8 protein-coding genes are annotated in these 11,330 nt (G+C 65.1%); 1 reads left to right on the top strand and 7 read right to left on the bottom strand.

Annotated features, from left to right (window positions below):
• Positions 1–826: 826 nt before the first annotated feature.
• The 7 genes from AC1DS6_RS14290 to AC1DS6_RS14260 form a co-directional block, all read right to left on the bottom strand.
• Positions 827–1,843 carry a Tim44 domain-containing protein gene (locus AC1DS6_RS14290; protein ID WP_441636260.1) on the bottom strand — a complete coding sequence of 339 codons (1,017 nt, stop codon included), beginning with the start codon at positions 1,841–1,843 and terminating at the stop codon, positions 827–829.
• A 52-nt stretch (positions 1,844–1,895) separates the two neighbouring features.
• Positions 1,896–2,627: a bifunctional demethylmenaquinone methyltransferase/2-methoxy-6-polyprenyl-1,4-benzoquinol methylase UbiE gene (gene ubiE, locus AC1DS6_RS14285; protein ID WP_045240829.1), complete on the bottom strand. Its 732-nt coding sequence runs from the start codon at positions 2,625–2,627 to the stop codon at positions 1,896–1,898.
• Between the two features lie 37 nt (positions 2,628–2,664).
• Positions 2,665–3,078 (bottom strand): gamma-butyrobetaine hydroxylase family protein, encoded by a 414-nt coding sequence (locus AC1DS6_RS14280; protein ID WP_276291551.1) that lies wholly within the window; start codon positions 3,076–3,078, stop codon positions 2,665–2,667.
• 52 nt (positions 3,079–3,130) lie between these two features.
• Positions 3,131–4,996, bottom strand: a complete 1,866-nt coding sequence (locus tag AC1DS6_RS14275; RefSeq protein ID WP_441636262.1) for an ABC transporter ATP-binding protein/permease — start codon at positions 4,994–4,996, stop codon at positions 3,131–3,133.
• A 138-nt stretch (positions 4,997–5,134) separates the two neighbouring features.
• Positions 5,135–5,569, bottom strand: a complete 435-nt coding sequence (locus AC1DS6_RS14270; protein ID WP_441636264.1) for an HIT family protein — start codon at positions 5,567–5,569, stop codon at positions 5,135–5,137.
• Between the two features lie 196 nt (positions 5,570–5,765).
• Complete coding sequence (locus tag AC1DS6_RS14265) at positions 5,766–9,740, bottom strand: DUF3683 domain-containing protein (RefSeq protein WP_441636266.1); 3,975 nt, start codon at positions 9,738–9,740, stop codon at positions 5,766–5,768.
• Between the two features lie 157 nt (positions 9,741–9,897).
• A complete protein-coding gene (locus tag AC1DS6_RS14260) occupies positions 9,898–10,476 on the bottom strand; it encodes a YqaA family protein (protein WP_441636267.1) in 579 nt (192 codons plus the stop codon).
• 364 nt (positions 10,477–10,840) lie between these two features.
• On the opposite strand from AC1DS6_RS14260, the gene AC1DS6_RS14255 reads away from it, so the two are divergent.
• Positions 10,841–11,323 carry a (2Fe-2S)-binding protein gene (locus tag AC1DS6_RS14255; protein WP_441636269.1) on the top strand — a complete coding sequence of 161 codons (483 nt, stop codon included), beginning with the start codon at positions 10,841–10,843 and terminating at the stop codon, positions 11,321–11,323.
• The last annotated feature ends 7 nt before the right edge of the window (positions 11,324–11,330 follow it).

Here is an 11,330-nt window from a genome sequence, read left to right as displayed (position 1 = left end):
GTTTCACCCCCCTGCGGGGGGCGACCTACTTTCTTGTCTTGCCAAGAAAGTAGGCAAAGAAGGCGCGCCGGATGGGGCGACACCCCCTCGGGATCCGACGAAAAGAGCGGCCGGGACCCAAACTCGCATCGCCTTAAGGCGATACTCAAACATGGGTCCCTCTTTTCCGCTCTTTTCGTCGGATCCCGAGGCGCCCCATACGGCCTGGTACACCTTGACGGCTCGCTTCGCATCGCGGGACGGTGTGGCCCGCCCCTGGGGGCGCTCCACACGGCTACCAATCGTTACTTGACGGACCCGCCCTTGCAAACGCCCTCCCTCTCCCCCGGCCCCTCTCCCGCAAGCGGGAGAGGGGAGCAAACCCATGGCCGACTCAAACCTTCAGGTTGTAGCCGTGTTTACCAACCGAGGGGCGGCAAACACAGTCCCGCGATGCGAAGCGAGCCGTCAAGGTGTACCAGGCCGTATGGGGCGCCTCGTCGGCAGGCAAAAAGAGCGGAAAAGAGGGGGCCATGTTTGAGTATCGCCTTAAGGCGATGCGAGTTTGGCCCCCGGCCGCTCTTTTTGTCTGCCGACGAGGAGTCTTTCGCCCCATCCGGCGCGCCTTCTTTGCCTACTTTCTTGGCAAGACAAGAAAGTAGGTCGCCGCCCCGCAGGGGTGGTGAAACCGCCTTTGACTTTAAGCCTTTGACGTTGAAGTTAAGCCCTTGAAGCCAAGCAACAGAATCTCCCCACCCCACAAACAAGAAAAGCCCACGTTTTCACGTGGGCCTCCATTCTATGCCACCTGCCGGCCGTGCAGCGGCCAGCAGAGCACTCCCAGCACTCAGGAAACCTGCTGAATACCAGCCAGCAGCCAGCCACCGCTACCCGTCACCGGCTTCGCCAGGTTCCAGACTTCAGCGAAAGGCTGTGCCGGATCGCCGGCCTTTTCACGGATCATGCCGGAGAAGCGCACGCTGGCCAGATGCTGGGCCGGGCTGTCCTCGATGCCGAGCAGCTCGGCTTCCAGCGTGACCACGTCGGTCTTGTTGACCTCGGCGCCCCGCTCGGACAAGTCCATCTTGATCTCGGCAAACATTTCCGGCGTGGTGAACTCACGGATGTCCTCGAGATTGCCGGCATCCCAGGCAGCCTGCAGGCGCACGTAGTAAACCTTGGCGTTACGCAGGAAGGCTTCAGTGTCGAAGTCGGCCGGCACGCCCCAAGGCTGGGCCACGGCTGCAGCAGCGGCGGCACCGGCCATCACCGGCGCGGCGGACTGCAGCGGCGAGGCGGCGCCAGATCCGGACATCACGGGATTCGGTGCGCCGGCAGGCACTTGCTGGCGCAGCACCGGCTCGTTGCTTCCGCCCATGCCACCCGGGCCGTTACCAGCACCCGCTCCGGCATAGGCCGGTTGCTGCGGACGGCTCGCGCCGCCGCGGAACTTGCGGATCAGCCAGATCGCAACGAACGCCACCAGGGCGATCAGGATCAGGTTGGACAAGAAGCCCATGGCGGCACCGCCCAGGCCGAAGTGCGACAACAGCCAGCCAATGCCCAGGCCGGCGGCGATGCCGCCGAGCATGCCTCCCCAGTTGCGCTTGGGTGCGGCAGCGGCTGCCGCGCCAGCGCCAGCAGCGGCACCGGCCGGCGCGGCTTGCTGGGCCGGTTGCTGCTGCGCGGGCGTCTGGTTCGGCGATTGCTGTGCCGGCGCCTGCTGGCGCTGCGTCACGCCGGACGATTGCTTGCCAACGCTGCGAGACCCGCCGAGGCGTTTGGCGTTCGCGTCCAGCGCCATGCCGAGGGCAAGCGTGCCAATCAGCACACCCGCCATGAATCTTGCGCGAAATAGCGACATATCAGTGCTTCCCCTGTTAAGTTCGCTCATTTTTCCGTGAGCCTATATCAGTCTAGTACTTTCGCCCGACGTGGAGTGCTACCACTCCTGCCGTCAGGTTGAAGTATTCGACATTGTCCAGGCCCGCATGTTCCATAAGACGTACAAGTGAAACCTGGTCTGGATGCATTCTGATGGATTCCGCCAGATAGCGATAGCTATCGGAATCCTGTACCACGCGCTGCCCCAGCCACGGCAGGAACTTCAGCGAATAGAGATCGTAGGCCTTTTCCAGCGGCTTCCACACCTTGGAGAACTCCAGCACCATGACCTTGCCGCCCGGCTTGATCACGCGGCGCATCTCGGCCAGCGCCACGTCCTTGTGGGTCATGTTGCGCAACCCGAAGGATACGGTGACCACATCGAAGTAATTGTCGGGGAAGGGAATCCGCTCCGCGTCACACAGGCAGGTGGGGATGACGATGCCCTTGTTCAATAGGCGATCGCGGCCCACCCGCAGCATGGATTCGTTGATATCGGTCAGCCAGACCTCGCCGGCAGGTCCGGCCTGGCGCGCGAAGGCCTTGGCCAGGTCGCCGGTGCCGCCGGCGATGTCGAGCACCTTGAAACCGGGCCGCACGCCGGCCTGGGCGATGGTGAACATCTTCCACAGCCGGTGCATGCCGCCGGACATCAGGTCGTTCATGACATCGTACTTGTTGGCCACCGAATGGAAGACTTCGGCCACCTTGCCGGCCTTCTCTTCTTCCTTGACCTTCTCGAACCCGAAGTGGGTTTCGCTCATGACTCGCTCCAGAATTCAGTAATGGCCCGCGGGGCGCTCAGTGATGGCCGCAGGCATGGCCGCCGCCGGCCACCATCGGGGTGTCGCGGTCGACCCCGGCCGCTTCCAGGCGCTGCAGGTAGGCCTGCCAGATGGCATCCTGCTCTGCGCCCAGGCGGTAAAGCAGCTCCCAGGAATAGATGCCGGTATCGTGACCGTCGGAAAAACGGATCAGGATGGCGTAGTTGCCAACCGGCTCGACCGCGGCGATGGTGACATCGCGCTTGCCGGTCTGCAGCACTTCCTGGCCCGGGCCGTGGCCCTGCACTTCGGCCGAGGGCGAGTTCACCCTCAGGTACTCGAAGGGCAGCCGGAAGCTGGCACCGTTGTCGAAGCCCACCTCCAGCACGCGCGACTGGGTGTGCACGGTGAGGGCGGTGGGGTGGGGAGTATCTTTTTCGAGGCCTGCCATGATGGGTGGCGCGCGGCTTTCGGCGCGCCGCAAATCGCGGCCACACCCGCCTTCACGCTTCGTGTACGACCCGATAGCTTACCGCAGCCGCCTCGCCTTGCCCATCTTGCTCCGTCTTCCAGTGCGCGCCGTCCGCGGCAACGTAGCGCAGGCGGCGATCATGAAAGGCGGCTACCGTGCTGCGGTGGGCGATGCTGATGATCGCCGCGCCGGGCAGCGATTCCACCATCAGGCGGTACATCGCGCTCTCGGTCTCCTCGTCGAGCGCGCTGGTGGCTTCGTCGAGGAAGAGGTAGTCGGGCTTTTGCAGCAGCGCCCGCGCGAAGGCGAGCCGCTGCTGTTCGCCCGGCGACAAACGCAGCGACCAGTTGTCGAACACATCAAGCTGCTCGGTCAGGGCGCCGAGCTGGGCCTGGCGCAGCACCTCCTGCAGAGCCTCGCGGCTGTGGGCGGTGCCGGCGTCGGGATAAGCCAGCGCATCGGCCAGCGACCCGATCGGCAGGTAGCTGCGTTGCGGCAGGAACAGCAAGCTGGCCGCGCGCGGCATGGCTACCGTGCCGCTGCCATATGGCCAGATGCCGGCCAGCGCGCGGAACAACACGCTCTTGCCGCAGCCGGAGGGACCGCTGACCAGCCAGCGCTCGCCGGCGCCGATCTCCAGCGAGAACGGCGCCACCAGCGGCCGCTGGTGGATTTCGCCGCCATTGCCCGTGCGCACCGGCAGCGCCAGTGCTAGGGTGTCGATGCGGATGCCGTCGGCATCCGCCTGGTCCACCTCGATATCGCGCACGCCGGTGTGTTCCTGGTCCTGCCGCTCGGCCACCCGGATGGCGTCGCGGAAATCGATCAGCCGGTTGGCCGCGGCCTTCCAGCCGACCAGCGTCGCGTAGTTATCGACGAACCAGGACAGGGCGCCCTGCACCTGGCCGAATGCCGAACTCACCTGCATCAACCCGCCGAGCGTCATCTTGCCGGCGAAGTAGCGCGGAGCGGCCACGATCAGCGGGAAGATGATGGCGAACTGGGCATAGCCGGAATTGACGAAGGTCAGGCGCCGCGTATAACGCATCAACTGGTTCCAGTTGGCGCGAATGCGGTCGAAGCGCGAGCGCAGGCCGGCCTGTTCGGTCGGTTCCCCCCGGTACAGCGCCACGGGCTCGCTGTTCTCGCGCAGGCGCACCAGCGTGAAGCGAAAATCCGCCTCGTACCGCTCCTGCTGGTAGCTCAGCCCGATCAGCGGCCGGCCCACGAGGTGGGCGATCAGCGACCCGATCACCGCGTAGCCGATGGCGAACCACACCATATAGCCGGGAATGATGATCTCGTTGCCGCCGAGCATGAAGCTGATCGGCCCTGACACCGCCCACAGGATGCCAACGAAGGACAGCAGCGTTACCACCGAATTGAGCAGCCCGAGCGAGAGCGTCAGGGCACCATCGGTAAACGAGCGCAGGTCGTCGGCCAGCCGCTGGTCAGGGTTGTCAGTGGTATGGGTCTGCTCGATGCGGTAGTACGCCTGATGACTGAGCCAGTGGTCCATGAAGCGCCCCGTCATCCACGTACGCCAGCGCATTTGCAGCATCATGGTGTAGTACTGGCGCGAGATGGCCGCCACGATGAAGAAGCCGGCAATCCACGAAAAGCGGATCAGCAGCGCCTTGAAGGAGGCGTAGTCGTGCTGCTCCAGCGCGTTGTAGAACACGCGGGTCCAGTCATTGAGCAGCACATTGATATAGACGATGCCGAGATTGAGCGCGACGACGAAGGCCAGTAGCCCCAGCCCGGCCTTGCGGTCCTCGGATATCCAGTAAGGCTTGATCAGGTCCCAGGTCTCGCCCATCCGCAGGCGGCTCTGGACTTTGAGGGCACGGGCCGGCACGGCCGGGCCTGGAACGGTAACGGAAGTCGGTGTGGACATGGCACCTTTCGCGCGGGCGGGCCATGGCTGATCCACCGGCCCCGCTCTTGTGTGAATGAAGACAACGGGTGTTAGAAGACGGCGCTGCCCGGCTGGTTCCGGAAACTCCAAAAAACCGGCAGCAATCCGCGCCTCGGGTCAGCGTACTTCGTCCAGTTTCGCCAGGGCCGCACGCAATGCCGGCAGGCGCTGCGCAAGGCCGGCCAGGCGCGCGGCATCGGGCTCGCGCTGCGGGGCCGCCCAGACGGCTTCGGGGAAATGCGTGTCCCAGCGATAGCGTGGAATGATATGCCAGTGCAGGTGCGGCACCATATTGCCGAAAGCGGCAAGGTTGACCTTGTCGGGCGACATGGTCTCGCGCACCGCGCGCTCCACGCGCGCCACCAGGCGCATCAGCCAGGCCTGGTCGTCCTCGGGCAGGTCGGTCTGCTCGGCCACGTGGCCGTTCCAGACCACCCGGCAAAAGCCTGGAAAGCGCTCGTGCTCGACCAGGATGACGCGGGCGCGCTCGCCGCGCCAGGCCAGTTCGCCGCCGTCGGTCTCGCACAGGGGGCAGTCGGGGATGAGGTTCATGCGATCACTCCCGGGACGCCGGGGGCATCAGTCCGCTGCCCTGGGTTGGGGGAGAGGGCGGGAGCCTGCACGGAGTGAGAGCCTGCGGGCCGGCGCCCGTCCGCCCTCTCCCCCGGCTGCTCTCCCGCAAGCGGGAGAGGGGCGCAAACCAGAGGCTTGCCGAAGCGCATCGTGCTCACCGCCCTCGCCCCTTCCATCACACCAGCACCCGCTCGATGCCGCCCGAATTGGCCTTGGCCACGTAGTCCGGCATCCAGTTCTCGCCCAGCAGGTGCCTGGCCATTTCCACCACGATGTAGTCCGCCGTTACCGTGGCGTCTTCGTTGTAGCGCGACAAACCCTGCAGGCAGGACGGGCAACTGGTCAGGATCTTGACGTCGCCGACGAAGCCGTCGGTGCGCAGCTTGTCCGCGCCCTTGGTCATTTCCTCTTCCTTGCGGAAGCGGATCTGGGTGGAAACGTCCGGACGCGACACCGCCAGGGTGCCAGACTCGCCGCAGCAACGTTCGTTCTTCTCGATCTTGCCGCCGCCCTCGTTGCCGCCCATCAGCTCGTTGACGAGCTTGGTCGGGTCCATGGTCTTGATCGGGGTGTGGCAGGGGTCGTGGTACATGTAGCGCGTACCGGTCACGCCCTCCAGCTTGACGCCCTTCTCCAGCAGGTATTCGTGGATGTCGATGATGCGGCAGCCCGGGAAGATCTTGTCGAATTCATACCCGGCAAGCTGGTCGTAGCAGGTGCCGCAGCTCACCACCACGGTCTTGATATCGAGGTAATTCAGCGTGTTGGCGACCCGGTGGAACAGCACCCGGTTGTCGGTGACCATCTTCTCGGCCTTGTCGTACTGGCCGTTGCCGCGCTGCGGATAGCCGCAGCACAGGTAGCCCGGCGGCAACACGGTCTGCACGCCGACATGCCACAGCATGGCCTGCGTGGCGAGGCCGACCTGCGAGAACAGCCGCTCCGAGCCGCAACCCGGGAAGTAGAACACCGCCTCGGTCTCGGGCGAGGTCCGCTTCGGGTCGCGGATGATCGGCACGATCTCGTTGTCTTCGATATCCAGCAGCGCACGCGCGGTCTTCTTGGGCAGGTTGCCCGGCATCTTCTTGTTGATGAAGTGGATCACCTGCTCTTGCACCGGCGCGCGGCCCACCGTGGCGGGCGGGTGCGCGGCCTGCTTCCTGGCGAACTTCTTGAGCACGTCGTTGCCCAGGCGCTGCGCCTTGAAGCCCCAGTCAATCATGACCTTGCGGGTCATGTTGATGGTCTGCGGATTGGTGGCGTTGAGGAAGAACATCGACGCGGCGGTGCCGGGATTGAACTTCTTCTGCCCCATCTTGCGCAGCAGGTTGCGCATGTTCATCGACACGTCGCCGAAGTCGATCTTGACCGGGCACGGCGTCACGCACTTGTGGCAGACCGTGCAGTGGTCGGCCACGTCGGAGAACTCGTCCCAGTGCTTGATCGAGATGCCGCGGCGGGTCTGCTCCTCGTACAGGAAGGCTTCCACCAGCAGCGAAGTCGCCAGGATCTTGTTGCGCGGGCTGTACAGCAGGTTGGCGCGCGGCACGTGGGTGGCGCACACCGGCTTGCACTTGCCGCAGCGCAGGCAGTCCTTGACGCTGTCGGCGATAGCGCCGATATCGCTCTGCTGCATGATGATGGACTCATGTCCCATCAGCCCGAACGACGGCGTATAGGCATTGCGCAGGTCGGCGCCCGGCAACAGCTTGCCCTTGTTGAAGCGGCCCTGCGGGTCCACGCGCTGCTTGTACTCGCGGAACTCGCCGATCTCGTCTTCGGTCAGGAACTCCAGCTTGGTGATGCCGATGCCGTGCTCGCCGGAGATCACGCCGTCGAGCGAGCGCGCCAGCGCCATGATGCGGGCCACCGCGCGGTGGGCATCCTGCAGCATGTCGTAGTCGTCGGAATTGACCGGGATGTTGGTGTGCACGTTGCCGTCGCCGGCGTGCATGTGCAGCGCCACGAAAACCCGGCCGCGCAGCACCTGCTTGTGGATCTTCTGCGCTTCGTCGAGGATGGGCTTGAACTCGCCGCCGTTGAAGATATTGCGCAGCTCGGCGCGCACCTCGCTCTTCCAGGACACGCGGATGGTGCGGTCCTGCAGCAAGTGGAACACGGTGGCGTCCGGCTGCTGCGCCAGGCGTGCCTCGAAGGCCTGGCCGAGCAGGCCCAGCCCGTGGCCGATCAGCGCGGCGCGCGCGGTGGCCAGCGGCGTGTCGAGATGGTTCTGCAGATAGGTCCAGCGCGAGCGGATCTCGCGCAGCAGCTGCAAGGCGTGCTGCACGCGGTCTTCCAGCAGTTCGGCGCTGGGGATCTCGTTGGCGTCGTCGCTGCGGCCCAGCGGCAGGTTGCCGCGCGCGAAGAAAGCTTCCAGCGCGTCGGTCAGCTGGAGCTTGTTCTTGATCGACAGCTCGATATTGATGCGCTCGATGCCATCGGTGTACTCGCCCATGCGCGGCAGCGGGATCACCACGTCTTCATTGATCTTGAAGGCGTTGGTGTGCTTGGCGATGGCGGCGGTACGGGAGCGGTCCAGCCAGAATTTCTTGCGTGCCTCCGGGCTGACCGCGACGAAGCCTTCGCCGCTCTTGCCGTTGGCCATGCGGATGACTTCCGAGGTGGCGCGGGCCACCGCGTCCTGGTCGTCGCCGACGATATCGCCGATCAACACCATCTTGGGGAAGGCGTTGCGCTTGCTCTTGGTGGCATAGCCCACCGCGCGCAGGTAGCGCTCGTCCAGATGCTCCAGGCCGGCCAGGATGGCGCCGCCGGGGGTGCGCGTCTCGGCGTCGAGGTAGTCCTTGATCTCGACGATGCTCGGAATGGCGTCGCGTGCCTGGCCGAAGAACTCCAGGCAGACCGTGCGCACATGCGCCGGCATGCGGTGCAGGATCCAGCGGGCGCTGGTGATGATGCCGTCGCAGCCTTCCTTCTGGATACCGGGCAGGCCGGCCAGGAACTTGTCGGTCACGTCCTTGCCCAGGCCTTCCTTGCGGAACTTGCGCCCTTCGATGACCAGCGTTTCCGTGCGCAGTGGCTTCTCGCCGGGCGCACGGTTGCCATCCGACCATTTCAACTCGAATGTGGCGACCGGCACGTCATGGATCTTGCCCAGGTTGTGGTCCTGGCGCGTGACTTCCAGCCAGTTGCCTTCCGGGTCCACCATGCGCCACCAGGCCAGGTTGTCCAGCGCGGTGCCCCACAGCACGGCCTTCTTGCCGCCGGCATTCATGGCCACGTTGCCGCCGATGCAGGAGGCGTCGATCGAGGTCGGGTCGACCGCGAACACCAGCCCCGCCTTGTCGGCGGCATCCGCCACGCGGCGCGTCACCACGCCGGCGCCGGAGAAGATGGTCGCGACCTTGTGCGATACGCCAGGCAGGTCGGTCTGCTCCACCGGCCCGAGCTGCTCGAGCTTTTCCGTATTGATGACCGCGCTCATCGGCGTCAGCGGCACGGCACCGCCGGTATAGCCGGTGCCGCCTCCGCGCGGGATGATGGTCAGGCCCAGCTCAAAACAGCCCTTGACCATGCCGGCGATCTCTTCTTCGGTGTCCGGCGTGAGGACCACGAAGGGATATTCCACCCGCCAGTCAGTCGCGTCGGTCACATGCGAGACGCGCGACAAGCCGTCGAACTTGATGTTGTCCTTCTGCGTGATGCGGCCCAGCACGCGCAGGGTGCGCTTGCGCAGGTCGTAGGCGTCGGCGAACTCCTGCTTGAAGTCCTCGATCGCCTGCTTGGCAAAGCTGACCAGCTGCTCGACGCGGTGGGAGCGGTCCTCGGCCGCCGGTTCGGCATGCTCGGCACGGTCGGCGGCGCGGCGCTTTTCCACCTCGGACAGCCGATGGTGCAGTGCGGTCACCAGCATCTGGCGGCGCTTGGGATTCTCCAGCAGGTCGTCCTGCAGGTAGGGATTGCGGCGCACCACCCAGATATCGCCCAGCACTTCGTACAGCATGCGGGCGGACCGGCCGGTGCGGCGCTCTGCGCGCAACTCGTGCAGGATGCGCCAGGCTTCTTCGCCTAGCAGCCGGATGACAATCTCGCGATCCGAGAATGACGTGTAGTTATAAGGGATCTCACGCAGGCGCGGGGGCGCATCCTGCGAGGCGAGTTTGGCATCGAGCACGAGTGGGGCGTTCATGGGGAGGGACCGCTTCCTGTAGCGCACGGGGACGGTGCGCCGGATCGTCTTTAAAGGGCAATTGTACTTCAAGGCCTGCTTTCGCCGCACCGCAACATGGCAGAACCTTGCTTGGGCAAGGGTTGCATCACATCGCCGGACCTGCCTGCAAGCCGCGCTAGAACAGGCTTTTGAGGCCGGCGGCGATGCCATGCCAGAAACTGTTGGGGATCCATAGCAGGGCCATGGTCATGGCAAGGTAGCGCAGAAATTTGCCAATCGCCATGTAAACCAGGCTTGGCCAGAACGGCAGCCGGAGCCAGCCCGCCAAAGTGCACAAAGGATCACCAATCCCGGGTAACCACGATGCGAGCAGGGTTGGCGGACCGAGCCTGCGCATCCAGCGGAAATAGCGCGCGTCCAGGGCCGGCTTGCGCGGCTTGCGCGGGTGCTTCCGGTGCTCGGCGTGCTCTTCCTCATGCTGGCGCTGCTGGCGCCGCTTGCGGTAGCGCACCAGCGCCAGCTTGGCCGCGTAGCCCAGCCACCAGTCAATGGCTCCGCCCGCGGTATTGCCCAGCGTCGCCACGACGATGGCGGGCCAGAACATATGCGGATTGAGCTTGATATAGCCGAACACCGCGGGCTCGGAGCCCAGGGGCAGCAAGGTGGCGGACACCAGGCTGACCAGGAAGATGGCCGGCAGCCCGACTTTGGGCAGGGCGGCGGTTTCGAACAACCAGTCGATGAAGCCTTCCATATAGAGAGAATTGGTGCCGGTGCAGGTTGGCGGTCGGGCGGCGGGCCATTCTAGCAGCGCGCCGCCAGCGTCCTGGCGGCGCGAGGTGCCGGCGGGGCAACCCGCATGGCACGCGCCGGCGATTTGTGATTAACTGTTAGAGCCTGCTGCGCCCAATCGTTCGCGGCCCGGCCGTCTTGGCCCTACCGGTTTCACCCGCAGCACATGCAGCACCTGCAGCAATTCGCACTGCCCGCAGCACCGCAGTACCAACATCACGAAATAGCCGTCACCAGCAAACGGCAGTAACGCGTCGTGGCCAGTCCCGCGCATTTTCGGGATTCACGGATTGGTCATGCACGTGTCCACCCACATGGAGACAAGCATGGCGATTCCTATCCGCCTGACCGTCAACGGCCGCGCCGTGGATGCCCAGGTAGAACCCAACACCCTTCTCGTCCAGTTCCTGCGCGAACAACTCCGCCTCACCGGCACCCATGTCGGCTGCGACACCGCCCAGTGCGGGTCTTGCACCGTCCATATGGACGGCCGCGCGGTCAAGTCGTGCAATATGCTGGCGCTGCAGGCGGATGGTGCGAGGATCACCACCATTGAAGGTCTGGCCCCCGAAGGCCAGCTCCATCCCATGCAGGAGGCCTTTCGCAATTGCCACGGGCTGCAATGCGGCTTCTGCACGCCCGGCATGGTCATGAGCGCCACCGCGCTGGTCCAGGCCGAGCCGAATGCCGACGCCGCCGCCATCCGCGAGCAGCTCGAGGGCAACCTGTGCCGCTGTACCGGCTACCACAACATCGTGCGCGCGGTGCAGGAAGGCCAGGCCGCGATGCATGGCGTCAGCGCCGAATAAGGGGACC

This window comes from Cupriavidus sp. 05L310, assembly GCF_056398185.1.
Note: the sequence above shows the minus strand (reverse complement) of the source record. Positions and strands in the feature narration are given on the sequence as shown.

Excerpts from the sequence above, each read along its gene's own strand:
- AC1DS6_RS14290 (WP_441636260.1), bottom strand. The coding sequence starts at position 1,843 with ATGTCGCTATTTCGCGCAAGATTCATGGCGGGTGTGCTGATTGGCACG.
- AC1DS6_RS14255 (WP_441636269.1), top strand. The coding sequence starts at position 10,841 with ATGGCGATTCCTATCCGCCTGACCGTCAACGGCCGCGCCGTGGATGCC.
- AC1DS6_RS14270 (WP_441636264.1), bottom strand. The coding sequence starts at position 5,569 with ATGAACCTCATCCCCGACTGCCCCCTGTGCGAGACCGACGGCGGCGAA.
- AC1DS6_RS14260 (WP_441636267.1), bottom strand. The coding sequence starts at position 10,476 with ATGGAAGGCTTCATCGACTGGTTGTTCGAAACCGCCGCCCTGCCCAAA.
- AC1DS6_RS14275 (WP_441636262.1), bottom strand. The coding sequence starts at position 4,996 with ATGTCCACACCGACTTCCGTTACCGTTCCAGGCCCGGCCGTGCCGGCC.
- AC1DS6_RS14265 (WP_441636266.1), bottom strand. The coding sequence starts at position 9,740 with ATGAACGCCCCACTCGTGCTCGATGCCAAACTCGCCTCGCAGGATGCG.
- AC1DS6_RS14280 (WP_276291551.1), bottom strand. The coding sequence starts at position 3,078 with ATGGCAGGCCTCGAAAAAGATACTCCCCACCCCACCGCCCTCACCGTG.
- ubiE (WP_045240829.1), bottom strand. The coding sequence starts at position 2,627 with ATGAGCGAAACCCACTTCGGGTTCGAGAAGGTCAAGGAAGAAGAGAAG.